This is a genomic window from Pseudooceanicola sp. NS-SX9, from assembly GCF_057380705.1.
In genome coordinates this window covers 1,144,722-1,170,307 of sequence record NZ_CM170818.1, presented here as the reverse complement: position 1 = coordinate 1,170,307, position 25,586 = coordinate 1,144,722, and the positions used below count along the sequence as shown (strand labels likewise).

Genomic DNA, 25,586 nt, shown 5'->3' with positions numbered 1-25,586 from the left:
GGCACCGACCCCACCTCCTGCGGGATCACGACCTATGGGTGAGCGCGACCTTTCAAATCCCTACTCCGTCTCCTCTCTCGCCGGGCGAGCATAACAAGCCCGTGAGCCAGCGCCACCGGGAACCGGCACCGCAGACCTTAACGCAGCTTTGCAGGATAAAGGCGGGTCATGGAATAGGCATTTGACGCATCTGCCGCGTCATTTTTGCAACCATCGCAATGTGTTAGCGCCATCAAGTTCGCACTGTTACGGCATACTTCCGTATGCCGGACAATTGCGGATTTCAGGCCCGCCGGGCGACCGGCCAGGCCGAACGGTCGGTGGCCCAGGCACGCGCCGCATCCCCCAGCCCCTCGAACAACGGCCGCGACACCGGATCCTCGGCGGCGCGGTATTCGGGGTGCCATTGCACCGCCAGGGTGTAGCCCGGCGCCCCTTCGACATAGGCGGCCTCGGGGGTGCCATCGGGGGCGGTGCCGTCGATGACGAACCGCTTGCCCGCGCGGATCACCCCCTGCCCGTGCAGGGTGTTGGTCATCACCGCAGGCGCGCCCATCAGCCGGTGAAAGACGCCGCCCTCGGTGAAGGTGACCTTGTGGCGCAGGGCGAACTTTTCCTCCTGGGTGCCGTCGGGCGGCATCCGGTGGTTCATCCGGCCCGGCAGATCGCGGATTTCAGGGTGCAGGGTCGATCCCATGGCCACGGCGACCTCCTGGAAGCCGCGGCAGATCCCCAGGAAGGGCTGGCCGCGCTGCACGCAGGCCCTGACCAGCGGCAGGGTGATCGCGTCGCGGGCGCGGTCGAAGGTGCCATGGGCGGCGGTCTCGTCTTCGCCATATTCCGAAGGGTGCACATTGGGCCGCCCGCCGGTCAGCACGAAGCCGTCGTAGGTGTCCAGCAGTTCCTCGACCGAGACATAGCGCGGATCGGCAGGGATCAGGGCGGGAATGCAGTTGCAGACCTCGGCCACGGCCTCGCAGTTCATCACGCCGCCGGCATGGGTGCGATAGGCGCCGTCGATGACGTGAAGGTTCGAGATGATACCGATGAGGGGGCGTTTCATGGCTGGCTCTGGCTGTGTCAGGCTACGGGTTGCAACCTAATATGACAGACAGATGAAGGAAACGCCGTTGGCTGTGCAGCGGTGCACCACGCCGCATCGCCGCAGGGCTGTGCAGCAGAACCGGGCAGAAAGGCGGCCTAATCCGCGCCTGCCACGGCCTGGACGGCGCCGTCGGCCATGTCGAGGACCTGCGTCACCCCCAGCAGCACCAGCACGAGGGCCAGCACCATCAGGCGCCAGATCGGCCGCGCGGGCTCTCCGGTGCGGTCCAGGGCGGCGCGGGCCTCGGCCTCGCGCAGGCGGTCCTGGGTGTCCTTGCTGTTCTTGGCTGTGTCGAACATGTCTCTATCCTGGCCGCCGCGGGCGGCCTGTCCCTTCCGGTCAACGCGCCGGCCAGCCCGGATGTTCCCGCGGCTGCCCCCTTGCATTCCGGTCTCGCGAAGCGAAGATCGGGGCAAGCACATGAAAGGATGCCCCATGAAGGATGCAGCCGCCGCCCAAACGGGCCAGACGATCTACCTTAGCGATTACACCCCGCCGGGCTGGCTTGTCGAGGATGTCTCTTTGACCTTCCGCCTTGCGCCCGAGGCAACGCGCGTCCTGTCGCGCATCCGCTTCGCGCCGAACCCGGAAGGGACGCAGGACCGCTTCTTCCTGCATGGCGAACAGCTGGTGCTGATTTCTGCCGCCATCGACAGCACCCCCGTCACCCCCGAGGTGACGCCCGAAGGCCTGACCTGCGCCGTCCCCGACGGCCCCTTCACCTGGGAGGCCGAGGTCGAGATCGCGCCCGCGCAGAACTTTGCCCTTGAAGGGCTCTACATGTCGAACGGCATGTATTGCACGCAATGCGAGGCCGAGGGCTTTCGCAAGATCACCTACTACCCCGACCGTCCCGACGTGATGGCGACCTTCCACGTGCGCATCGAAAGCGACCTGCCGGTGATGCTGTCGAACGGCAACCCGGTGGCGCAGGGCGAAGGCTGGGTGGAATGGCACGATCCCTGGCCGAAACCTTCGTACCTGTTCGCGCTGGTGGCGGGCGATCTGGTGAACCACCCCGACAGCTTCACCACGATGTCGGGCCGCAAGGTGGAACTGAACATCTGGGTCCGCCCCGGCGATCAGGACAAATGCGCCTTCGGGATGGAGGCCCTGAAGAAGTCGATGAAATGGGACGAGGATGTCTATGGCCGGGAATATGACCTGGACCTGTTCAACATCGTCGCCGTCGATGACTTCAACATGGGCGCGATGGAGAACAAGGGGCTGAACATCTTCAACTCCTCCTGCGTGCTGGCATCGCCCGAAACAAGCACAGATGCCAATTTCGAACGCATTGAGGCGATCATCGCCCACGAATATTTCCACAACTGGACCGGCGACCGGATCACCTGCCGCGACTGGTTCCAGCTGTGCCTGAAGGAAGGGCTGACGGTGTTCCGCGACGCCTCCTTCACCGCCGACATGCGGTCTGAACCGGTCAAGCGGATTTCCGACGTGATCGACCTGCGCGGCCGCCAGTTCCGCGAGGACAACGGCCCCCTCGCCCATCCGGTCCGCCCCGAAAGCTTCCAGGAGATCAACAACTTCTACACCGCGACCGTCTATGAAAAAGGCGCCGAGGTGATCGGGATGCTGAAACGCCTGGTGGGCGACGAGGCCTATTTCCGCGCGCTCGATCTGTATTTCACCCGCCACGACGGCCAGGCCTGCACGATCGAGGACTGGCTGCAGGTCTTCCAGGACGCGACGGGCCGTGACCTGACCCAGTTCAAGCGCTGGTATTCCCAGGCCGGCACCCCCCGCCTGCATGTCAGCGAAAGCTGGGACAACGGCACCTTCACCCTGCATTTCCGCCAGGAGACGCCCGCCACCCCCGGCCAGCCCGACAAGCTGCCCCAGGTGCTGCCCATTGCCGTGGGCCTGCTGGGCCCGAATGGCGACGAGGTGCTGGAAACCACGCTGCTGGAAATGACCGAAGCGGAACAAAGCTTTGCCTTCGAAGGTCTGGGCGCCCGCCCGGTGCCCTCGATCCTGCGCGGTTTCTCGGCCCCGGTGATCCTGCACCGCGAAACCGACAATGCCGAACGCGCCTTCCTGCTGGCCCATGACACCGATCCCTACAACCGCTGGGAAGCGGGCCGCAGCCTGGCCAAGAACGCCCTGCTGAAGATGATCGCCGAAGGCGCCGCGCCCGATACCGGTTATCTCGACGCGCTGAAGACGCTGCTGTCGGACGACACGCTGGACCCGGCCTTCCGGGCGCTGGCGATGGCGCTCCCCTCCGAGGACGACCTGGCGCTGACCCTCTTCGAGGCCGGCACCACGCCCGACCCGCAGCGCATCTGGGACAAGCGAGAGGCGATGCGCGACGCCATGGCGGGCCACATGCCCGACCTGCTGGCGCGGCTCTACGAAACACATCAGCTCAGCGGCCCCTACAGCCCCGAGGCCGGCCCCGCCGCAGACCGTGCCCTGGCAAACGCCGCGCTGGCCCTGCTCAGCCGCCGCGACGACGGTGCCCGGGCGCGCGCGCAATACGGCGCGGCCGACAACATGACCCAGCAGCTGGCGGCGCTCTCCTGCCTGCTCTCGATCGGGGCGGGCGAGGCGGAGCTGCAGGCCTTCTACCAGCAATGGCAGCATGACCGGCTGGTGATCGACAAGTGGTTCTCGCTGCAGGTGGGCCTCGCGCGCCCCGATGCCGCTGCTGCAACGGCGGAACGCCTGGCGGCGCATCCGGACTTCACCATGAAGAACCCGAACCGCTTCCGCGCCACCTTCGGCGCGCTGGCGATGACCCCCGCAGGCTTCCACCATGCCTCCGGCAAAGGCTATGCACTGCTGGCGGACTGGCTGAAGCGGCTCGACCCGCTGAACCCGCAAACCACAGCCCGGATGTGCTCGGCCTTCGAAACCTGGAAACGCTACGACAGTGACCGGCAGGCGATGATCCGGGCGGCCCTCGAAGGCATCCTGGCCCAGGACGGCCTGTCGCGCGACACCTCCGAGATGGTGGGCCGCATCCTCAACGGCTGACGTCCCGCTTCCCCGCCGGGGGTGATGCCTCCGGCGGGAGTATTTATGGCCAGATGACAGGGAACCGGGTTCTTCATCATCTGACCGGAAATACTCCGGGGGAGTCGCGGCGCAGCCGCGGCGGGGGCAGAGCCCCCTTCCGACCGCGTTTCCCGCACCGCCTGCCCCTTGCCCCCCGAAACCGCCTGCCCTAGAACGCATCCCCAAGCCATTCGCGGAAAGGACGGATCATGCTGGATCTCACCTACGAGACCCCCAAGCCCAAGGTGATCGCGGGCGCCAAACATGACTGGGAACTGGTCATCGGCATGGAGGTCCATGCCCAGGTCTCCTCGAATGCAAAGCTGTTCTCGGGCGGCTCGACCCTGTTCGGCGCCGAGCCGAACTCGAACGTGGCCTTCGTGGATGCGGCGATGCCGGGGATGCTGCCCGTCATCAACGAATTCTGCGTCGAGCAGGCGGTGCGCACGGGTCTGGGCCTGAAGGCCAAGATCAACCTGGTCTCTGCCTTCGACCGCAAGAACTACTTCTACCCCGACCTGCCCCAGGGCTACCAGATCAGCCAGCTCTACCATCCCATCGTGGGCGAGGGCGAGATCCTGGTCGACATGGGCCCGGGCGTCGCGCGGCTGGTCCGGGTCGAGCGCATCCACCTGGAACAGGACGCCGGCAAGTCGATCCATGACATGGATCCGAACATGTCCTTCGTCGACTTCAACCGTACCGGCGTCGCCCTGATGGAGATCGTCAGCCGTCCCGACATCCGCGGCCCCGAAGAAGCCGCCGCCTATCTGACCAAGTTGCGGCAGATCCTGCGCTACCTCGGCACCTGCGATGGCAACATGCAGAACGGCAACATGCGCGCCGACGTGAACGTGTCGGTCTGCCGTGTCGGCCAGTATGAGAAATTCGCCGCCACCGGCGATTTCAGCCATCTGGGCACGCGCTGCGAACTGAAGAACATGAACTCCATGCGCTTCATCCAGCTGGCCATCGACTATGAGGCGCGCCGCCAGATCCAGATCCTGGAAGCCGGCGGCGAGATCGTGCAGGAAACTCGCCTGTATGATGCCGACAAGAACGAGACGCGCTCGATGCGGTCCAAGGAAGAGGCGCATGACTACCGCTACTTCCCCGATCCCGACCTGCTGCCGCTGGAGATCGAGCAGGCCTGGGTCGATGGCATCAAGGCCACCCTGCCCGAGCTGCCGGACGAGAAGAAGGCCCGTTTCGTCAAGGACTTCGGCCTGTCGGAATATGATGCCTCGGTGCTGACGGCCGAGGTGCCCAACGCGCAGTATTTCGAGGCCACCGTGGGTGTTGCGGGCGACGGCAAGCTGGCCGCCAACTGGGTCATCAACGAGCTGTTCGGCCGGCTGAAGAAGGACGACCTGGAGATCACCGAAAGCCCCGTCAGCCCGGCGCAGCTGGGCGGCCTGATCCGGCTGATCAAGGCGGACGAGATCTCGGGCAAGATCGGCAAGGACGTGTTCGAGATCCTGTTCACCGAAGGCGGTGACGCGGCCCAGATCGTCGAGGCCAAGGGCCTGAAGCAGGTGACCGACACCGGCGCCATCGAGACCGCCGTGGACGAGGTGATCGCCGCCAACCCCGCGCAGGTCGAGAAGGCCAAGCAGAACCCCAAGCTGGCGGGCTGGTTCGTCGGCCAGGTCATGAAGCTGACCGGCGGCAAGGCCAACCCGAAGGCCGTGAACGACATCGTGGCGGCCAAGCTGGGGCTGTAATCCCCGGCAGCCGGACATGCGAAGGGCGGGGAATTTCCCCGCCCTTTTTCATTGCCCCGAAGGGACATGGCTCCAATCTCATAGTCCCGCAGGGGCATGACCCAGACTTCATAGTCCCGCAGGGGCATGGCTCCGGCTATATTACCCGCAGGAACATGGCCCCAGCAAAATTGCCCCAGCGGGACATCGTCCCGGCTTCGTTGCCCCCCCAATAACATGGCCCCGGCGGATCGCTGTTTCGCAGCGTCGCCCCAAGGGGGCGCGGCTTGCCGGGGTGACGTCAGGCGCCGTCAGGGGGCGCCGGCTTGGGGCGCCCCTCTGCTGCTCAGAGCCCGAGGCCCTCGTCCAGCCCCAGCATGATGTTGAGGTTCTGCACCGCGGCCCCCGAGGCCCCCTTGCCCAGGTTGTCGAGCATCGCCATCAGCACCACGCAGCCGGTCTCGGGATCGCCCTGGACCGAAAGCTCCAGCATGTTGGTGCCGTTCAGGCGGCGCGGGTCGATGCGCGCACCCCAGTGATCCACGTCGACCACCTTGACGAAGCTGCTGCCCTCGTAATGGGCCCGGAGGGCGGCCTCGACCTCGGCGACGCGGGCGGCGTCGAAACCGATCAGCGGGATCTGCGCCAGCATCCCCTGGTCGAAATCCCCGACCGAGGGCACGAAGATCGGCCGCCGGGTCAGGCCGCCAAAGCGCATCATCTCGGGGATGTGCTTGTGCTTTTGCGCCGCCGCATAGACGAAGAAGCCGTCGCTGGTGCCGCTTTCGAATTCCTCGACCATGGCCTTGCCGCCACCGGTATAGCCGCTGACCGCGTTGATCGCGAGGGGCGTGGCGCCGTCCAGCAGCCCCGCGCTGGTCAGCGGGTGCAGCAGCGCGATGGCGCAGGTGGAATAGCAGCCCGGGTTCGACACCCGCTGCGCCCCGGCAATCGCCGCACGCCGCGCCGGATCCAGTTCCGCAAAGCCAAAGACCCAATCCGGGTCGATCCGGTGGGCGGTGCTGGCGTCGATCATCCGGGCATCGGTGCCCTGCGCGGCCAGGGCGATTTCCTTGGCGGCGGCATCGGGCAGGCACAGGATGCCCACGTCGGCGGCCAGCAGGCACGCCAGACGCGCGTCGATGTCCTTGCGCTTGTCCGGGTCGATCGAGACCAGCTCGATATCCGCGCGTTTCAGCAGCCGTTCCCGGATCTGGAGACCGGTGGTGCCGACGTCGCCGTCGATGAATACCTTGTGTGTCATGGGGTCCTGCCTGCTGTTGCTGCCCACGGGCTATCCAAAAGCGCGCGCCCCCGCAACCGCGCGGCCGCCCTTACAGGACCAGAACGCCGGAATGCTTGGCCTTGTTCTCGGGTTCGACATGGATGGTGATCTGCGCCTCGGGCAGCGCCTTGATCAGGGCGCGTTCGACCCGGTCGCAGATCGCATGGGCATCGGTCACCGTGGTCTGACCATCGACCACCATGTGGAAGTCTATGAAGGTCTTCGGGCCGGCATGGCGGGTGCGCAGGTCGTGGACCTCCAGCGCGCCATCGGCCGATTCCGAGATCACATTGCGGATTTCCTCCAGCGTGTCCTCGCTGACGGCCTCGTCCATCAGGCCAGAAAGGGACCGCGCCACCACGCGGAACCCGGCCCAAAGGATGTTCAGCGCCACCAGCACGGCCAGCACGGGGTCGAGGATCGCCCAGCCCGTGGCCACCGCCAGCAGCACGCCAATCGCCACCCCCAGAGAGGAAAACACGTCGGTCAGCAAATGATGGCCATCCGCCACCAGCGCGGGCGATCCCAGGGCCCGGCCGCGCCGGATCAGCACCCAGCACCAGACCGCGTTCAGCACCGAGGCCCCGGCGTTGATCGCCAGCCCCTCGAAGGGCGCGTCGATGGCGGTGGGGTGCAGCAGGCCGCCCCAGGCCTCTTTCAGGATCAGCAGGGCGGCGACGATGATCATCACGCCTTCCAGCACGGCGCTGAAGAATTCCGCCTTGTGGTGGCCATAGGGGTGGTTGTGATCGGCCGGCCGCGCGGCCACCTTGATGGCGATCAGCGCGGCAAAGGCCGTGGCCACGTTGACCGTGCTTTCCAGCGCATCCGACATCAGCGCCAGCGAACCCGTCATCCACCAGGCCAGCGTCTTCAGCCCCAGCACCACGATCCCCACGAGGATGCTGCCGAGTGCGATCTTGATCGTCTCCGTCATGGGAATCCCCCTGCTTGTGCGTGACCCGCTCTTGGTCCAAAACGGTCTGGATCGCAACGCCACGGCGGCAAAGTTCCGCGCTGACGCGACCGAAACCGCCACCCCGAGGGTCCGATGCCGCTTTACCTGTCCCCGCCGATGGACCTGCGTCCCGAATGGATCGATTACAACGGCCACCTTAACATGGCGTACTACGCGGTGCTGATGGACCTGGGCCTGGATCCCTTCCAGGAAGCCGCGGGGCTGGGGCCGGACTATGTGCAGACACAGGCCCACACGACCTACACGGCCGAATTCCGCATCCGCTACCGGCGCGAACTGCATCTGGGCGCGCGGGTGCACTGCACGGTGCGGGTCCTCGCTGTCAGTGACAAGGCCTATCACTATGCCCAGGAACTGCGGCACGAGGACGGCTGGCTGGCCGCCACCGGCGAAGGCGTGTCCCTGCATATCGACCGCGCGGGCCCCCGCGTCGCCCCCTGGCCCGAGGCCGTGCGCCGCGCCCTGCAGGCCGCGCAACAGGATCACGCCGACACCCCCGTGCCCGACTGGGTCGGCGCGCCGATGGGGCTGCGCCGCTAGGCAGGCCCCCGCCCGCGCCGCGACGGCGCCCGCAATCCCTCTTGCCCTTCCGCCCGCCAGCCCCCAGATAGGGGCACCCCCCGGCAGGAAGGAGTGCGCCCGATGAACCGATACGAATACAAGGTCGTGCCCGCCCCGGTGAAGGCCGGCCGCGCGAAGGGCCTGAAGACCGGCGAGGCGCGCTTTGCCGCCGCCCTCGAAGAGCTGATGAACGAACTGGCCCTGCAGGGCTGGGAATACCAGCGCGCCGAAACCCTGCCGCAAGAGGAACGCTCGGGCCTGACCGGGTCCTCCACCACCTACCGCAACCTGCTGGTGTTCCGCCGGCTGCTGGCCAGCGCGCCGCGCGGCACGACTCGCGCCGAACCCCAGGCCGGCATGCCGCAACCGCAGCCCCCGGTCCAGGCCTCCGCCCAGAGCCAGGCAGCCCCGGACGGCACGGCGCGACCCTCGCTCACGGCAAGCCGCTCGGACGACAAGCCCGCCCCCGAGCCCGACACGCCGCCCCGTCCCCAGGGCCTGCGCGCCGAACGCTAGCGGCTCAGGCCTCCAGCTCCAGGGCCAGGGCGTGGATCTGTCCCATCAGGTCCGACCCGATGGCGGCATGGACGGCCCGGTGCCGGGCGATGCGGCTCTGACCGGCCAGGGCGGCCGCCTTCATGCGCACCCGGAAATGGCTCTCGCCGCCCTCCTGGTGACCGGCATGACCGCGGTGCCCCTCGCTCTCGTCCAGGACCTCCAGGTGCTCGGGGCTGAACTGCGCTTCCAGACGGCTGCGAATCTCCGCTTCACGGCTCATTATTTTTCCTCTCGCCTCTTCAAAACTTTGTCCGACAGTCTAAACTGCACGGCCTGACTCGGAAAGGACTGCGATCCATGCCAAAGCCTGACCCCTTCGGTTTCGATATGTCCATCTCTTCTGCAAAGAAGAAACAGAATCGCGGCCGCCGCGGCATGTCCGGTGCATCCGAGACATCGACGCGCGTCTGCGAACACGAGGGCTGCCAGCAGCCCGGCAAGTATCGTGCCCCAAGGGCGCCCGACGTGCTCGACGAATATCTGTGGTTCTGCAAGGAACACATCCGCGAATACAACAACCAGTGGAACTTCTTCCAGGGCCAGACCGAGGCCGAGATGAACGCCCAGATGTCCAAGGACAAGGTCTGGGAGCGCAAGACACGCCCCCTGGGCGACCCGGAGGCCCGCGCCTGGGCCCGCCTCGGCATCGAGGACCCGCACCAGGTCCTGGGCGAGAACGCCACCCAGAACCCCGGCCGCAACGCCACCACCACCGGCGCGACCCGCCGCCTGCCGCCGACCGAGCGCAAGGCGATCGACATCCTGGAGGCCAAGGACAGTTGGACCAAGGCCGAGGTCCGCAAGGCCTACAAGAAGCTGATCAAGGTGCTGCACCCCGACATGAACGGCGGCGACCGCAGCCAGGAGGAACAGCTGCAGCAGGTGGTCTGGGCCTGGGACCAGATCAAGGACAGCCGCAACTTCAAATAGGCCCCAACTTCAAGCAGGCCCCAGCCTGCCCGACACGCGGCACCTCTCCCAGGCGCGCCCCAAGGGGGCGCGCCTTTCCGCATCCCCTCCCCCCCTTTCCCCAACTGCGGCCGCCGCGGGTCCCCAACTGCGGCCGCCGCGGGGGCCCTCCCGACCCCCGCGCGCCCATCCTTTCATCTTTCCCCAAATATGCCCGCCGGAGGCGCCCTGCCCCCCCGCGCGCGCCCTCCGCCACGGGGACCCGCCCGTCCCACGCCCCCATCCCTTTCATCTTCCCCAAAATATGCCCGCCGGAGGCCCGCGCCGCAGGCGCGGATCCTGCGAAACGGGCAGCCCGATACGGCACCACGACAGGACAGGCGTTTTGCCCTTTCCCTCGCCCCAAGGTTCGATATGGTGCCCGATGACGCCCGCACCTGCCGCCCGACCGGGCCGCGGTGCCGCTGCAAATTCACGACGAAGGGACGACCCACATGGCCGACGGAGCGCTCGACATCAACGCCAAGCCCACCGAGGAGATCTCGGTCCGCGAGGTCTTCGGCATCGATACCGACATGATCGTGAAGGGCTTCGAGGCCCCCACGGACCGCGTGCCGGAAACCGACCCCACCTACCGCTTCGACCCCGACACCACGCTGGCGATCCTGGCGGGCTTCAGCCACAACCGCCGCGTCATGGTCCAGGGCTATCACGGCACCGGCAAATCGACCCATATCGAACAGGTCGCCGCCCGGCTGAACTGGCCCTGCGTGCGCGTCAACCTCGACAGCCACATCTCCCGGATCGACCTGATCGGCAAGGATGCGATCAAGCTCAAGGACGGCAAGCAGGTCACCGAGTTCCACGAGGGCATCCTGCCCTGGGCGCTCCGCAACCCCACCGCCATCGTCTTCGACGAATATGACGCCGGCCGCGCCGACGTGATGTTCGTGATCCAGCGGGTGCTGGAAACCGACGGCGCGCTGACCCTTCTGGACCAGAACGAGGTCATCCGCCCGAACAAGTTCTTCCGCCTCTTCGCCACCTCGAACACGGTGGGCCTGGGCGACACCACGGGCCTTTATCACGGCACCCAGCAAATCAACCAGGCCCAGATGGACCGCTGGTCGCTGGTCGCCACGCTGAACTACCTCAGCCATGATGCGGAAACCGCGATCGTGCTGTCGAAGGCGCCGCATTACAACACCGCCGCCGGCCGCAAGACCGTCAGCCAGATGGTGACGCTGGCGGGCCTGACCCGCACCGCCTTCATGAACGGCGACCTCTCGACCGTCATGAGCCCCCGCACGGTGATCAACTGGTCCCAGAACGCCGAGATCTTCCGCAACGTGGGTTACGCCTTCCGCCTGACCTTCCTCAACAAATGCGATGAACTGGAACGCCAGACCGTGGCCGAGTTCTACCAGCGCTGCTTCGACGAGGAACTGCCCGAAAGCGCGGCGGCCTCCGCCAGCTGAGGCCCCCCCGAGCGACCCGAACGGCGTCCTTCCCCCCGGAAGGGCGCCGTTTGCATTTGGTCACCTCGCATTAACCTTCGGATCGGAACCGTTCCGCGATTCCACCCCTTGGCAAGGATTTCCCGGCAGCCTTGAGCCATTGCGGGCGCCGCACCGGCCCCGCACCGCCGCGAAGGTCCGCCATGCCCAGGCTGTCGCCCCTCCTGTCCTGCCTTCTGCTGCTCGGCCCCGCGCCGCTGCTGGCAGGCCCCGCCGATGGCGGGCTGGCGCTGCGGTTCGCCGCCTGCACCGGGCGGCTTTCGGCCGCGGTCGAACAGTCCTGGCTGATGACCCCCGCCGCCAGCGCCCTGCCCGAAGACCGCCGCACCCGCATGGCAGACCTGCTGGCGGCGCTGGCCGACCCGCGCGACAGCGCGCTGATGGCCCGCCGGCTGGAGGCCAAGCAGGCCCAGCACCGGCTGTTCCGCCGCGCCACCTTCAACCCCGATGCCTCCGACGCGCGCCGCGCGGCGACCCTCGCCGCCCGCCAGATCGCCGACTGCACGGCCCTGCTCGGGGAATGAGCGCGCAGCCCCGCCGCAAGGCCGCCGTTGCAGCCGACGCCGGTGCCCCGCTGCTGGACCGCCTGCGACACCGCGCCACAGTCAGGACCATGCGCCTGCTGTCCCGCCTCCTGCCTGTCCTGGTGCTGACGGCCCTCTCGGGGCCCGCCTGCGCCAGGGACGCCGATCCCACCCGGCTTCTGGCCGACTGCCTGGGCCGCCTTGCCGCCGAGGCCGAATTCGACGGCCAGTCCGACCCCACCGCCGCGGCCGAAACGCGGCACGGACAGGTTGCCCTGCAATCGCTGCTGGAGGCCGTGATGCCCCCCGCCCGCGCCGCCGAGGTCCTGTCGCTGCGCCTGGATGCGCGTACGGCCCAGGGCCTGCTGCGCCAGCGCGCCGCGACCGCCCGCGACCCCGCCGAGGCCCGCCGTGCCACCCTGCGCGCCGAAGGCGCAAGGGCGCGCTGCCTGGCGCTGCCACTGGGCTGAGCGTTCCCCCTCAAACCCGTGCCAGCGCACGCAAAGACCGCTTGTTCGTGCCGCGGCAGAGTGCTCTAACGGGCGCATGAGCAAGTCCAGCGACAACCCCGCAGATCCGTTCAAGAAGGCGCTCGCCGAGGCCACGAAGGTCATGGCGAACGATCACGACCTGAACGTGCAATACACGGTCGATCCTTCGGGCAAGATGGGCGACATGGTCCGCCTGCCCCAGATCAGCCGACGCCTGACCAGGGACGAGGTTCTGCTGGCCCGGGGCACCGCCGACGCGCTGGCGCTGCATCACCGCTATCACGACGCGGGCACCCACAACCGCTTTGCGCCGCCCGGCCAGATGGCGCGCGAGATCTACGAGGCGATGGAAACCGCCCGCTGCGAGGCCATGGGCGCGCGCGACATGCCCGGCACCGCGGGCAACATCGACCACAAGATCGCCGCCGAAGCCCGCCGCGGCGGCTATGCCGGCATCAAGACCCGCGCCGAGGCCCCCCTGCCCGTGGCCGCCGGCTACCTGATCCGCCACCTGGCCACCGGCCGCGACATGCCCGAGGGCGCCCAGCACGTCATGGACCTGTGGAAGGACCATTTCCTCGACAAGGCGGGCACCACGCTTGAGGACCTGCAGGCGCGCCTTGCCGACCAGAAGGATTTCGCCCGGTTCGCCCGGCAGATCATCAGCGACCTGGGCTATGGCGACCAGCTGGGCGAGGACCCCGAGCAGGACGACGAGGAAGCGCAGGACGACGCCGAGCAGAACGAGGACGATCAGGAACCGGAATCGACCGGCCAGGACGATTCCGAAGATCAGCCCGAGGCCACCCCCGACCAGACCCAGGAACAGCAGCAGGACCCCTCCGAGGCGCAGGTCAGCGCCGAGGACATGGCCGATGACGAGGCCACCGACGAGGCCGAGATGCCCGACGGCGAGGCCCCGACCGAGCCGCCGCAGCCCTCGCCCGCCTCCGAGGCGGATCCGAACTACAAGGTCTATGTCTCGGAATTCGATGAGGAAGTCCTGGCACAGGACCTGGCCGACCCGGCCGAGCTGGAGCGCCTGCGCGCCTATCTGGACCAGCAGCTGGACCCGCTGAAGGGCGCCGTCGGCCGTCTGGCCAACAAGCTGCAACGCCGCCTTCAGGCGCAGCAGAACCGCAGCTGGGATTTCGACAAGGAAGAGGGCGTGCTGGATGCCGGGCGTCTGGCGCGTGTCGTGGCGAACCCCACCACGCCGCTGTCGTTCAAGGTCGAGAAGGACATGGAGTTCCGCGACACCGTGGTGACGCTGCTTCTGGACAACTCGGGCTCGATGCGGGGGCGTCCGATCAGCATTGCGGCGATCTGCGCCGACGTGCTGGCACGGACGCTGGAACGCTGCTCGGTCAAGGTCGAGATCCTGGGCTTTACCACCCGCGCCTGGAAAGGCGGCCAGAGCCGCGAGAAATGGCTGGCCGATGGTCGCCCCGTGCAGCCCGGTCGCCTGAACGACCTGCGCCACATCATCTACAAGCAGGCCGATGCGCCCTGGCGCCGTAGCCGGGAAAACCTCGGCCTGATGATGAAGGAAGGCCTGCTGAAGGAAAACATCGACGGCGAGGCGCTGGAATGGGCGCACAAGCGCATGATGGCCCGCCGCGAGGCGCGCCGCATCCTGATGGTGATCTCGGACGGGGCGCCGGTGGATGACAGCACGCTGTCGGTGAACCCCGCCAACTTCCTGGAAAAGCACCTGCGCGACGTGATCTCGATGATCGAGAAGAAGAAGGCGGTCGAACTGATCGCCATCGGCATCGGCCATGACGTGACGCGCTACTACCAGCGTGCGGTGACGATCACTGATGTCGACCAGCTGGCGGGCGCGATGACCGAACAGCTGGCCTCGCTGTTCGACAATGATCCGCGGGCGCGGGCCCGGATGGTGGGTATCCGCAAGGCGATGTGAACCCGGCGCGGGAGGGCCGCGGAGATGGCAGAAAAGGACAGCAACCTCGACGCCGCCCGTGCCTTCGTGGCCTTCGGCCTGTCGGAACAGGCCGCCGGGCGCCGCGAAAGCGCCTCGGGGCCCGGATCGGCGCTGGAGGCCGCCCGCCCCACGATGGAGATGCTGGCCCGGGTGATCCCCGAACAGGGCATCACCTCGGTGCTGGATCTGGGCTGCGGCGACTGGAACTGGATGCGCCACATGGGCCTGCCGCAGATCGGCGGCCAGCAGCTGCGCTATACCGGCTGGGAAGCCAGCGCCGATCTGGTCGATCAGCTTCAGGCGCAGTTCGCCACCCCGCAGATCCGCTTTCGCCTGGGCGACCTGACGACCGAGCCCTTCCCCCAGACCGATCTGGTGATCATCCGCGACGTGCTGTTCCACCTGCCGCAGGAGATGGCGCTGCGGGTGCTGTCGCGGCTGCGCCGCACCACGCGGTTCCTGATCGCGACCAGCTTTCTGGGGATGCCGGAAAACGAGGCCCTGAACCCCTACCTGCCCATTGACGGCTGGGGGTTCTACCCGATCAACCTGGCGCAGCCGCCGTTTTCGCTGGCCCCCTTCCTGCTGGAAGCCCGGGCCGAGCCCCTTTGTTCGGCCCGGGGCCAGCCGCGCTTTGTCTGCCTGTTCCGCTTTCGCTGACAGACCGCCGCACGCCCTGCCGACGCCTACCGAAAGGACCCCCCGATGTTCCAGAGCTTCGAAACCTCGGCCACCCCCGAACAGGGCCCGCCGCGCCTGGCCGCGCTGCGCGCCGAACTGGCGGCCCGGGGCCTCGATGCCTTTCTGGTGCCGCGCGCCGATGCCCACCAGGGCGAATACGTGGCGCCCTGCGATGAACGGCTGGCCTGGCTGACGGGCTTCACCGGCTCTGCGGGCTTTTGCCTGGTGACCGCCGACCGCGCCGCCGTCTTTGCCGATGGCCGCTACACCGTGCAGGTCCGTGCCCAGACCGCCGCCGATTTCGAAAAGATCGCCTGGCCCGCCACCACCGTCGGCGACTGGGCCCGCGACGCCCTGCCGAAGGGCGCCACCCTGGCCTATGACCCCTGGCTGCACAGCCATGCCGAGATCGCCCGCCTGAGCACCACCCTGCGCCCCGCGGGCATCCGGCTGGTGGCGCTGGACAGCAACCCCCTGGACGCGATCTGGACCGACCGCCCGGCGCCGCCCCGGGGCCGCATCGTGCCGCAGCCGCTGGAATATGCAGGCGAGCCGCATGAGGCGAAATGCGCCCGCCTGGGGCGGATGCTGGCCGCCGCCGGCCAATGCGCCGCCGTGCTGACCCTGCCCGATTCCATCGCCTGGCTGCTGAACATCCGCGGCTCGGACATTCCCCGCAACCCGATCCCCCATGCCTTCGCCATCCTGCAGGCCTCGGGCGAGGTGACGCTGTTTGCCCAGGACGACAAATGCGATGACCTGCTGATCGAGCACCTGGGCCCGACGGTGACGGTGGAATCGCCCTCGGCCTTCGGCGCCCTGCTGAAGGCACTGGCGCGCGACGCCCAGGGCGCCATCCGCCTGGATCCCGGCAGCTGCCCGGTCTGGGTCGAGGCGCAGCTGGCGGGCGCGGCTCTTGCCTGGGAGGGCGACCCCTGCACCCTGCCCAAGGCCTGCAAGAACGACACCGAACTCGCGGGCACCCGCGAGGCGCATCTGCGCGACGCCGCCGCCATGTGCAACTTTCTGGCCTGGTTCGACGCCGCCAACCAGCCCACCCTGACCGAAATCGACCTGGTCACCCGGCTGGAAATCTTCCGCCGTGAAACCAACGCCCTGATGGAGATCAGCTTTGACACCATCGCAGGCGCCGGTCCCAACGGCGCGCTGCCGCATTACCATGTCTCGGGCGAAAGCAGCCGGCGGTTGGCGCCGGGCGATCTGGTGGTCCTCGACAGCGGCGGCCAGTACCTGGACGGCACGACCGACATCACCCGCACCCTGCTGGTGGGCGACAGCGCCGGCGCGCAGGAAAAGGCCGCCTACACCCGGGTCCTGCAAGGCATGATCGCGATTTCCCGGCTGCGCTTCCCGCAGGGGCTGGCCGGTCAGCACCTGGATGCGCTGGCGCGCTATCCGCTGTGGCTGGCGGGGATGGATTTCGACCACGGCACCGGCCATGGCGTCGGCAGCTACCTGTGCGTCCACGAGGGGCCGCAGCGGCTGTCGCGGGTTTCCGACGTGCCGTTCCGCCCCGGCATGATCCTGTCTAACGAACCCGGCTACTACCGAGAGGGCGCCTTCGGCATCCGCATCGAGAACCTGATCGTCGTCCAGCCCGCCCCGGACCTGCCCGGCGCCGATGCCCGCAGCATGCTCTCGTTCGAGACGATCACCTGGGTGCCGCTGGAACGGCGGCTGATCGACACCACCCTGCTTGCCCCGACGGAGCGCGCCTGGATCGATGATTATCACGCCAAATGCCGCGAAAAGGTGCGCCCGCGACTGGACGACAGCACCGCCCTGTGGTTGGATCGCGTCACGGCCCCACTCTGAAACCGATACCCCATCGCCCGCCCCTGTCCGGGGGCGGCGCGCTGTCCTGCCAATGACATGAAAACGACACATCCGCAGGACAGAAAGGAGACCATGCCAGGAACACATCTCATGACCGACCTCTCGATCCGTGCCGCACAGGGCACCTGGACTGTCCGCGCCGGCGGCGCCGTCCTCGCGGAAAGCCGCAACGCCCTTGAACTGACCCAGGGCAACCTGCCCGAGGTGATCTACTTCCCGCGCGAGGACATCGCGATGGCCTTCCTCGACCCCGGTTCGCGCAGCAGCAACAACCCCGTGCTGGGCGACGCGCACTATTTCTCGATCGTCACCAAAAGCACGACGCTGGAAAATGCCGCCTGGAGCTACGAGACCCCGGCTCCCGACGGCCTCCGCCTGGCCGGCCACATCGCCTTCCAGCCCTCCGACCGCGTCACGGTCGAGCGCATCTGACCAGCCCCACATCTGCAAGCCCGCAAGGGCCCGCGCCAGGCCCGGGCCCTTTGCTTACCTGACAGCCGGGCCCGAACCAGACCGACTTGACCCGGACCGGCCGGCCCCCGCCGCCCAAAGGCTTTCATCTTTCCGAAAATATGCCCGCCGGAGGCACCGCCGCAGCGCGGCGGTCCCCTGCCCGTCAGCTGTGCTCTTCCGCCGCGGTCGCCGCCAGAGCCTTGGAATAGGCGCGCAGCGCATCCACGTAGTAGACCGATCCCACCACCTTCACCGGCTCGCCCGCGGGACGGGCCACCACCGGCAGGAAGGTCTGACCCTCCTGTGCCTCGAAGGCGGCAAAGACGGCCTCCAGCCGGTCGTGGATCTCGACCGTGCGGCCTTCCTCGACCAGCGCCTGCAGGCGTTCCGGCGCGGGGCCACCGGGCTCTCCCGGCAGGTGCATGACGGCGCGCACCGGGATCATCTCCATCAGGTATTGCTGCGGCCCCTGCGCCAGATGCGCACCGCGCTTTTCCAGCTGTGTCAGGAAGAAGCTGCGGTCGACCATCTTCGACCCGATCGCGGTCGAGATCGACACCGTCACCATGACGTTCAGCGCCACGGCCCAGTCTCCGGTCAGCTCGAACACGATCAACGTGGTGGAAATCGGCGCCCCCAGCACGGCGGCCGCAACCCCCCCCAGCCCCGCCAGCGCATAAAGCCGCGGCGTCCCCGAGATGTCGGGGAAGATGCCGGTTGCGATCAGCCCGAACGCCAGCCCCGTCAGCGCCCCCATCATCATCGAGGGCGAGAAGATGCCGCCCCCCATCCGCCCGCCCAGGGTGATCGCCACCGCGACCGCCTTGACCACCGCGAACAGGATCGCCGCCTTCAGGTCCAGATCCCCCGACAAGGCGCGCACCGTGGTCTCGTAGCCGACGCCGATGACATGGGGGAAGAAGACCGCGATGATGCCCAGCATCAGCCCCGCGACGGTGGGGCGCATCCAGCGCGGCAGGCCGGTGCGCGCCTGCATCCGGGCCGCCACCCGATCCGCCAGGAAGACCGAACGCATCAGCAGCCCCGCCACCACGCCACAGACCGCCCCCAGCAGCAGGAAGGCGGGCAGCTCCTCGTAGAATTGCAGGATCGTGGCCGTCGGCAGCACGAATTCGGTCACATCGCCGAATTCCCAGCGGGCCACCACCGCGCCCGCGACCGAGGCGATGGTGATCGGCGCGAAAGCATGGATGGCGAAGTGGCGCAGCACCACCTCCATCGCGAACAGCGCCCCCGAGATCGGCGCGTTGAACGAGGCCGAGACCGCCGCCGCCACCGCACAGCCCAGCAGGTCGCGCCCCGTGAGCCCGTCGGCGCGCAGCTTGGTCAGCACCCAGCTGGAGATCACCGCCGCCAGGTGTACCGCCGGCCCCTCGCGCCCCGAGGATCCCCCCGTGCCCAGCGTGATCAGCGAGGCCAGCGCCGAGGCCAGCCCGGCCTTGCCCTCGACCCGGCCATTGTTCAGCGCCGCGCCCTCGATCACGTCGGCCACCGACCGCGCCCGGCCATCGGGGGTGAAATGATGCAGGATCAGCCCGACGACCAGCCCGCCCAGCATCGGGATGAACAGCACCAGATACCAGGGCATTTCCCCGGCAAAGCTGTGCAGGCGGTGGATGTCATGGGTGCCATAGGCCAGGGTCTGCAACCCGGCGATGGACTTGCGCAACAGCAGCGTCGCCCCCCCGGCGGCAAAGCCGATGGCCAGGGCGATCAGCCAGAATTGCGCTTGGTTCGGGCCCCGGCGGCGCAGCAGGTGCCACCAGGCGCGCAACGTGCCTCCGCCCACCGCCCCACGGTCAAGGACCAGGTTACGGCGTAGATCTGCCATGGGGGCTCTCCGGGGTGGTGGCTGCGTCGCGTCCCTCTTAGGGCAGGACCCGCGCAGGGAAAAGGCCCCGCGCGGGATCGGACCCCGATTGCGGCCCCCGGGTGACAGAAGCCGGTCGCGGGCCGTCAGGACAGGCCCAGATGACAGTCCCGAATGACAGTCGCTCAGCAAAGGCCCGGATGACAGGCCCCGACAAGGCCCCCGACAAGGCCCCCACAAGGGCCCCGATGACAGGCTAGTCGGCGGTGATCAGGCGACGGGCCGCCGCGCGGGCCTCTTCGGTGATCGCATCGCCCGAGATCATCCGCGCCAGCTCGTCCACCCGCTGATCCATCGACAGCGCCTGCACCGTCGACAGCGTCCGCCCGCCCTCGACCCGCTTCGAGACCTGCCAGTGATGCGCCCCCCGCGCCGCCACCTGCGGCGAATGGGTGACGACCAGCACCTGCCCCTGCGCCGCCAGATCCGCCAGCCTGCGCCCCACCGCATCGGCGGTGGCACCGCCGACGCCGCGGTCGATCTCGTCGAAGATCATCGTCATCGAGGAGGCATCGCGGGTCAGGCAGACCTTCAGCGCCAGCAGGAAACGCGACAGCTCGCCCCCCGAGGCGATCTTGGCCAACGGCCCCGAGGGCGCACCGAGGTTGGTGGCAACGGTGAAGGACACCTCGTCCCGGCCGTCGGGTCCGGCCTCGGCGGGATCGACCAGGGTGGTGAAGCGGGCGCGTTCCATCTTGAGCGGCGCCAGTTCGGATTCAACCGCCCGGTCCAGCTGCAGCGCATGGGTGCGGCGCGCGGCGGTCAGACGGCCGGCGACCTCGGCATAGGCGGCATCGGCGGCACGGGCGGCGCGTTCCAGTTCCTCGATCTGCGCCTCGCCGCTGTCGATCGCATCGAGCCGCGTGCGCATGTCGAAGGCCAGCGTTGCCAGGTCATCGGCCAGCACGCCATGCTTGCGCGCCAGCCCCCGCAGGGCAAACAGGCGCTCTTCGGTGGCTTCCAGTTCGAACGGGTCGAAATCCAGCGCCTCAAGGCAGCGTTCGACGCCATCGACGGCCTCGGCCAGTTCGTTCATCGCCCGCCCCAGGGCGGCAATCGGCGCGTCAAGCCGCCCCGATGTGCCCTCGGCCGCGCCATCGAGCCAGCGCGAGGCATCGCCCATCGCCCCCTCGGCACCGTCATGGCCAAGCGCCTGAAGCGCGCGCGCGATGTCCTCGCGGACGCGCTCGGCGCCCTGCATCATGCGGCGCTTCGCATCCAGCTCGGCCTCTTCGCCGGGCGCCGGGCCCAGCTTGTCCAGCTCGACCATCGAATGGCGCAGGAAATCCTCTTCCTCGCCCGCGCGTTTCAGCGCCGCGCGCGCCGCATCCAGCTGCTTTTCCGCCGAGGTGCGGCTGCGCCAGGCCTCGCGCACCTCCTGCCGGAGGGCGCCCAGATCCCCGAAGGCATCCAGGATCGCCCGGTGGCCAGAGGCATTCAGCAGCCCGCGGTCGTCATGCTGGCCATGCAGTTCGACAAGCGTGTCCGAGAGCCGCCGCAGCACCTCGCCCGAGGCGCGACGGTCGTTGATCCAGGCGGTCTTGCGGCCGTCGCGCGCATTGACGCGGCGCAGGATCAGCTCGGGGCCGCCGGGCAGGCCCGCATCGTCCAGCACCTGATGGGCGGGATGGCCGGGCGGCAGGTCGAACCAGGCGGTGACCTCGCCCTGCTCGGCGCCTTCGCGGACCAGATCGGCCCTGCCCCGCCAGCCCAGCACGAAGCCCAGCGAATCCAGAAGGATAGACTTGCCCGCCCCGGTTTCCCCGGTGAGCACGTTAAGACCCGGCCGGAAATCCAGTTCCAGCCGGTCGATGATCAGAAGGTCGCGAATGTCGAGACCACGCAGCACGGGCAAATTCTCCGCTCGGGGGGGCATCCCCGCAGGGATGCTTCGCCCGAAGAATAGAACGAAGCGTGACCTAAAGCCACTGACCCTTAACGGTTTGGCGATAGATTGCGCTCAGCCAGTTGTCGCCCGACGACTTCATCGACAGGCCCTTGCTGGTCAGCAGCTTGTAGGCCCGGGCATACCAGTCGGTGGACTGGAAGTTGTGCCCCAGGATCGCCCCGGCCGTCTGCGCCTCGTCCGTCAGCCCCAGCGACAGATAGGCCTCGACCAGACGTTCCAGCGCCTCAGGCGTCTGGCTGGTGGTCTGGAACTGCTCGACCACGGTGCGGAACCGGTTGATGGCGGCAGCGTAATGCTGGTGCTTCAGGTAATAGCGCCCGACCTCCATCTCCTTGCCGGCAAGGTGATCGAAGGCCATGTCGAACTTCAGCATCGCCGATTTGGCATAGGGGCTGTCGGGGTATTTCTCGATCACCTGACGCAGCGCCTGCAGCGCCTTGAAGGTCAGGCCCTGGTCGCGGCCGACCTCGTCGATCTGGTCATAATAGGACAGCGCCAGCAGGTACTGGGCATAGGCCGCATCTTCATCCGACGGATAGAAATCGAGGAACCGCTGCGCAGCCGCGCGGCTTTCATCGTAATTGCGCGCCTTGTGCTGGGCAAAGGCGGTCATGATCAGGCCGCGCTTGGCCCAGTCGGAATAGGGATAGAGGCGCTCGATCTCCTGGAAATAGGCCGCCCCCTTGGCATAACGGTGGTTCGTGACCTCGTATTCGCCGCGCTCATAGATCTGATCCGCGGTGAAATTTTCCATGGGGGTCTTGATATTGTCGATGCCCGGCGTCTTGTCGGTGCATGCCCCAAGGGTCATGGCCAACAGGACCGCACCGGTCAGCCCCGATCGAAACCCGAAGCCTGTCATGCGTGATCTCACCCCTTGTGGTCTTGCCTGCGCGGCCAGGATGCCCTGCTCCGCCCGCAGGTCCTAGCACAGATATTTCCGGGGCAAAACGTCTTAACGACCGCCCCGCTTCACGAGGGCGGCAAGGTGCCGCCCATACGCCCTTGCGGGAACAGGCGCTTACGCGACGGCCGGGATTTCATCCGGGGTGACGCCGGCACCGGGCAGCAGCGCGGCCTGGGCACGGTCGATGGTGACGTAGCGATAGTTCGCCGGATCCGCGAACAGCGCCCGCAGCAGCGTGTTGGTCAGCGAATGGCCGGCCCGGATGCCTTCGTAGCGGCCCAGGATCGGCGCCCCCGCCATGTAGAGATCGCCAAGCGCGTCCAGCATCTTGTGGCGCACCGGTTCGTCGGAATGGCGCAGGCCGCCGGGGGTCAGGATCTGGTCCCCGTCTACCACCACGGCATTTTCCAGCGTGCCGCCCAGGGCCAGGCCCTGCTGGCGCAGCGCGTCGACCTCCCAGTTGCGGCAGAAGGTGCGGCTGTCGCAAAGCTCGCGCACGAAGGCGCCGTTCTTCATCGTCAGCGTGCGGGCCTGGTGGCCGATGGCGGCATCGTCGAAATCGATCTCGAAAGCGATTTCCAGCATCGGGGCGGGTTTCAGACGGGCAATGGCAGGCCCGTTGGACACCTCGACCTCGCGCAGGATCTCGATCGCCTGGCGGGCGCCCGTCTGGGCAGAGAGGCCGCGCGCCAGGATCCCGCGCACGAAGGGCGCGGCCGAGCCGTCGAGGATCGGGACCTCGGGTCCGTCGATCTCGGCGATGACGTTGGTGATGCCGCAGCCCGACAGCGCGGCCATCACATGTTCCACCGTCGAGACCGAGGCCCCGGCGGCATTGATCAGGCGGGTGCACAGCGGCGTGCGCTCGACAAGGTCCCAGCGGGCAGGCAGGACGGCGTCGCCAAGCGCGATGTCGGTGCGGCGGAAGCGGATGCCCGTGCCGGCGGGGGCCGGGCGCAGGGTCAGGTTGGCCGGAAGACCGGAGTGCAGACCGGTCCCGTTGAACGTCACAGGCGCCTTGATCGTATATTGCATCGCGTTACTTCCCATTCGGGTCCTCGCGGACCTTGCGGTCGACCGCTAATACCCGGGCCAACCTTTCGTTCCGTCTGGGCCATGCTACGCTGACAAAACGCGGACGACCCGGTGGTGTTCCGAAGGAAAGCCGGAGGCGACAGGCAGGCGGCGGGCTTCGGAGTGATCGCGCAAAATTGGTTGCGCGTTAACTTGCCCTTTAGGTAAAGGCGTCAGCCCGGGATCACAACTCACGGTTTGCAACGTTTTACGACAGCCCGCCCGATCTGGGCGAGATGCTGCGAGCCGTTGTAACATTGAGTCACATAACGGGCGCAAAACGCGAAATGGCCGCCCGAAGGCGGCCATTTACGTGATTTCTCAGAGTATATTTTCCGGGCGACCGAAGTCGCGCGGGATCAGTTTGCCTGACGACGCAGGAAAGCGGGGATCTCGATCCGGTCCTGATCGGCATCCTGGGCCGGGGCGGCACGGCGTGCCGTCTGGGCCTGCGGATCCTGATAACCGCCTTGCGGGGCGCGCGGCGGCTCGACCTTGGCGCGCGGTGCGGCGGGGGCGGGCTGCGGGTTGCGCGCGGCCTGCTGGCCGTTGTCGGAATGACCCGTCATGCGGTTGATCAGAGAGTTGATGCCGAAGCGCGACTTTTCAGGCGCCGGCTGCGGGGCCGCTGCACCACCACGGGGGTTGGCCTGCAGATGCTGGGCGCGGTCCTGCACTTCCTGGTTGGTCTTGCCGATAGCGGCCTTCAGGCGGGCCATCGTCTCGGGGCTGGGCTCGCCGGGACGGCGGGCGATGCCGGGGACGGGCTGCTGCTGGGGCTCGATCTCGACGCGGGCGGCCGGGCGCGGCTGGTAGGCCGGCGGCGGCATGTCCTCGGCGCGGGCGGCGCCACGGACGGGCTGCTGCGGCGCCTGGGCACGCGAGGCAAAGACATTCGCCGTGACCGAGTTCTGCGGCACCTCGCCCCCGAAGAGGTTCGGCGCATTGTCCAGATCCTCTTCCTGGTGCATCGCGCGCTGCGCCGGACGGGCGGCCTGCTGCGGTGCAGGCTGACGCGGCACCGGCTGCTGCTGCACCGGCATCGACAGGGTGCGCGAGGACATCACCGGCTGCTGCACGGGGGCGCTCGGCGCGGGCTGACGGTGACCGACGCTCTGCTCGACCTCTTCGGCCGAACGCAGCGGCTCTGCCAGCGAGCGGCGCGGCTGCGGCGCGGGCTGGGTGTTGTCGATGGCGTCGATGCCGGTCGCGACGACCGAAACGCGCATCCGGCCTTCCATCGTCTCGTCCAGCGTCGAGCCGACGATGATGTTGGCGTCCGGGTCCACTTCCTCGCGGATGCGGTTGGCCGCTTCGTCCAGTTCGAACAGCGTCAGGTCGTGACCACCGGTGATGTTGATCAGCACGCCCTTGGCGCCTTTCAGGCTGATCTCGTCCAGCAGCGGGTTGGCGATCGCCTTCTCGGCGGCCTGCAGGGCGCGGGTTTCGCCGTCGGCCTCGCCGGTGCCCATCATGGCCTTGCCCATCTCGTCCATCACGGCGCGCACGTCCGCGAAGTCGAGGTTGATCAGGCCCGGGCGCACCATCAGGTCGGTCACGCCCTTGACGCCCTGGTACAGCACGTCATCGGCCAGGCTGAAGGCCTCGGTGAAGGTGGTCTTTTCGTTGGCCAGACGGAACAGGTTCTGGTTCGGGATGATGATCAGCGTATCGACCATCTTTTGCAGGGCCTCGACGCCAGCCTCGGCCTGGCGCATCCGCTTGGCGCCTTCGAACTGGAAGGGCTTGGTCACGACGCCGACGGTCAGCACGCCCAGCTCGCGGGCGGCCTGTGCGATGATCGGGGCGGCGCCGGTGCCGGTGCCACCGCCCATGCCGGCAGTGATGAAGCACATGTGCGCGCCGGCCAGATGGTCGACGATCTGCTCGATGCTTTCTTCGGCAGCGGCAGCGCCCACCGAGGGACGGGCCCCTGCGCCCAGGCCTTCGGTCACCTTCACGCCCAGCTGGACGCGGGCTTCGGCCCGGCTTTGCTGAAGCGCCTGGGCATCGGTGTTCGCGACCACGAACTCGACGCCTTCAAGCTGCTTCTCGATCATGTTGTTGACGGCGTTGCCGCCAGCCCCACCAACACCGAAGACGGTGATGCGGGGTTTGAGCTCTTCTCCCTGACCGGGGACGCTGAGGTTCAATGTCATCGAATTGTCCGCCTGTGATCCTGTCCCTGCTTTACCGGGGACTTTTCTGCCTAT

At 67.9% G+C, this 25,586-nt stretch carries 22 protein-coding genes; 12 read left to right on the top strand and 10 right to left on the bottom strand.

Annotated elements, in window-relative coordinates:
• Positions 1-283: 283 nt before the first annotated feature.
• Positions 284-1,063, bottom strand: a complete 780-nt coding sequence (locus tag AC2ITM_RS05570) for a gamma-glutamyl-gamma-aminobutyrate hydrolase family protein (RefSeq protein ID WP_486468833.1) — start codon at positions 1,061-1,063, stop codon at positions 284-286.
• 137 nt (positions 1,064-1,200) lie between these two features.
• Complete coding sequence (locus AC2ITM_RS05565; RefSeq protein ID WP_486468832.1) at positions 1,201-1,404, bottom strand: hypothetical protein; 204 nt, start codon at positions 1,402-1,404, stop codon at positions 1,201-1,203.
• Positions 1,405-1,540: 136 nt separating this feature from the next.
• Here AC2ITM_RS05565 and pepN point away from each other — a divergent pair, with 136 nt between their 5' ends.
• Positions 1,541-4,105 (top strand): aminopeptidase N, encoded by a 2,565-nt coding sequence (gene pepN / locus AC2ITM_RS05560; RefSeq protein WP_486468831.1) that lies wholly within the window; start codon positions 1,541-1,543, stop codon positions 4,103-4,105.
• Positions 4,106-4,335: 230 nt separating this feature from the next.
• The gene (gatB, locus tag AC2ITM_RS05555) at positions 4,336-5,850 is read left to right on the top strand and encodes an Asp-tRNA(Asn)/Glu-tRNA(Gln) amidotransferase subunit GatB (RefSeq protein WP_486468830.1); all 1,515 of its coding nucleotides are present in this window, start codon (positions 4,336-4,338) and stop codon (positions 5,848-5,850) included.
• A 325-nt stretch (positions 5,851-6,175) separates the two neighbouring features.
• Here gatB and argC read toward each other — a convergent pair whose 3' ends face one another.
• Positions 6,176-7,093 carry an N-acetyl-gamma-glutamyl-phosphate reductase gene (gene argC, locus AC2ITM_RS05550; RefSeq protein ID WP_486468829.1) on the bottom strand — a complete coding sequence of 306 codons (918 nt, stop codon included), beginning with the start codon at positions 7,091-7,093 and terminating at the stop codon, positions 6,176-6,178.
• 70 nt (positions 7,094-7,163) lie between these two features.
• Complete coding sequence (locus AC2ITM_RS05545) at positions 7,164-8,051, bottom strand: cation diffusion facilitator family transporter (protein WP_486468828.1); 888 nt, start codon at positions 8,049-8,051, stop codon at positions 7,164-7,166.
• 114 nt (positions 8,052-8,165) lie between these two features.
• Here AC2ITM_RS05545 and AC2ITM_RS05540 point away from each other — a divergent pair, with 114 nt between their 5' ends.
• Together AC2ITM_RS05540 and AC2ITM_RS05535 are read left to right on the top strand one after the other, a co-directional pair.
• Positions 8,166-8,633, top strand: a complete 468-nt coding sequence (locus AC2ITM_RS05540) for a thioesterase family protein (protein ID WP_486468827.1) — start codon at positions 8,166-8,168, stop codon at positions 8,631-8,633.
• Positions 8,634-8,735: 102 nt separating this feature from the next.
• Positions 8,736-9,170 (top strand): DUF4177 domain-containing protein, encoded by a 435-nt coding sequence (locus AC2ITM_RS05535; protein WP_486468826.1) that lies wholly within the window; start codon positions 8,736-8,738, stop codon positions 9,168-9,170.
• Between the two features lie 4 nt (positions 9,171-9,174).
• On the opposite strand, the gene AC2ITM_RS05530 is transcribed toward AC2ITM_RS05535, so the two are convergent.
• Positions 9,175-9,432 (bottom strand): BolA family protein, encoded by a 258-nt coding sequence (locus AC2ITM_RS05530; RefSeq protein WP_486468825.1) that lies wholly within the window; start codon positions 9,430-9,432, stop codon positions 9,175-9,177.
• 77 nt (positions 9,433-9,509) lie between these two features.
• Here AC2ITM_RS05530 and AC2ITM_RS05525 point away from each other — a divergent pair, with 77 nt between their 5' ends.
• The 8 genes from AC2ITM_RS05525 (at position 9,510) to AC2ITM_RS05490 (ending at position 17,571) form a co-directional block, all read left to right on the top strand.
• The gene (locus AC2ITM_RS05525; protein ID WP_486468824.1) at positions 9,510-10,142 is read left to right on the top strand and encodes a J domain-containing protein; all 633 of its coding nucleotides are present in this window, start codon (positions 9,510-9,512) and stop codon (positions 10,140-10,142) included.
• 473 nt (positions 10,143-10,615) lie between these two features.
• On the top strand, positions 10,616-11,599 hold the full coding sequence (gene cobS, locus AC2ITM_RS05520) for a cobaltochelatase subunit CobS (RefSeq protein ID WP_486468823.1): 984 nt from the start codon (positions 10,616-10,618) through the stop codon (positions 11,597-11,599).
• Positions 11,600-11,781: 182 nt separating this feature from the next.
• A complete protein-coding gene (locus AC2ITM_RS05515; RefSeq protein WP_486468822.1) occupies positions 11,782-12,162 on the top strand; it encodes a hypothetical protein in 381 nt (126 codons plus the stop codon).
• Positions 12,159-12,632, top strand: a complete 474-nt coding sequence (locus AC2ITM_RS05510) for a hypothetical protein (protein WP_486468821.1) — start codon at positions 12,159-12,161, stop codon at positions 12,630-12,632. The genes AC2ITM_RS05515 and AC2ITM_RS05510 overlap by 4 nt, the downstream gene beginning before the upstream one ends.
• A 76-nt stretch (positions 12,633-12,708) precedes the next feature.
• Positions 12,709-14,580 (top strand): cobaltochelatase subunit CobT, encoded by a 1,872-nt coding sequence (gene cobT, locus AC2ITM_RS05505; RefSeq protein ID WP_486468820.1) that lies wholly within the window; start codon positions 12,709-12,711, stop codon positions 14,578-14,580.
• Between the two features lie 24 nt (positions 14,581-14,604).
• Complete coding sequence (locus tag AC2ITM_RS05500) at positions 14,605-15,261, top strand: class I SAM-dependent methyltransferase (RefSeq protein ID WP_486468819.1); 657 nt, start codon at positions 14,605-14,607, stop codon at positions 15,259-15,261.
• 45 nt (positions 15,262-15,306) lie between these two features.
• The gene (locus AC2ITM_RS05495) at positions 15,307-17,118 is read left to right on the top strand and encodes an aminopeptidase P family protein (protein ID WP_486468818.1); all 1,812 of its coding nucleotides are present in this window, start codon (positions 15,307-15,309) and stop codon (positions 17,116-17,118) included.
• Between the two features lie 111 nt (positions 17,119-17,229).
• Positions 17,230-17,571, top strand: coding sequence for a DUF427 domain-containing protein (locus AC2ITM_RS05490; RefSeq protein WP_486468817.1), 342 nt, complete (start codon positions 17,230-17,232; stop codon positions 17,569-17,571).
• Between the two features lie 184 nt (positions 17,572-17,755).
• Here the strand turns inward: AC2ITM_RS05490 and AC2ITM_RS05485 are convergent, their stop codons facing one another.
• The 5 genes from AC2ITM_RS05485 to ftsZ all read right to left on the bottom strand — a co-directional run bounded on the left by AC2ITM_RS05485 (position 17,756) and on the right by ftsZ (position 25,532).
• Entirely contained in the window at positions 17,756-19,444 is a 1,689-nt protein-coding gene (locus AC2ITM_RS05485) for a chloride channel protein (RefSeq protein WP_486468816.1), read from the bottom strand.
• 235 nt (positions 19,445-19,679) lie between these two features.
• Positions 19,680-21,332: a DNA repair protein RecN gene (recN, locus tag AC2ITM_RS05480; RefSeq protein ID WP_486468815.1), complete on the bottom strand. Its 1,653-nt coding sequence runs from the start codon at positions 21,330-21,332 to the stop codon at positions 19,680-19,682.
• A 70-nt stretch (positions 21,333-21,402) separates the two neighbouring features.
• Entirely contained in the window at positions 21,403-22,254 is an 852-nt protein-coding gene (locus tag AC2ITM_RS05475) for an outer membrane protein assembly factor BamD (protein ID WP_486468814.1), read from the bottom strand.
• Between the two features lie 159 nt (positions 22,255-22,413).
• The gene (gene lpxC / locus AC2ITM_RS05470; RefSeq protein ID WP_486468813.1) at positions 22,414-23,334 is read right to left on the bottom strand and encodes a UDP-3-O-acyl-N-acetylglucosamine deacetylase; all 921 of its coding nucleotides are present in this window, start codon (positions 23,332-23,334) and stop codon (positions 22,414-22,416) included.
• A gap of 398 nt (positions 23,335-23,732) precedes the next feature.
• The gene (ftsZ, locus tag AC2ITM_RS05465) at positions 23,733-25,532 is read right to left on the bottom strand and encodes a cell division protein FtsZ (RefSeq protein ID WP_486468812.1); all 1,800 of its coding nucleotides are present in this window, start codon (positions 25,530-25,532) and stop codon (positions 23,733-23,735) included.
• Between the last annotated feature and the right edge of the window lie 54 nt (positions 25,533-25,586).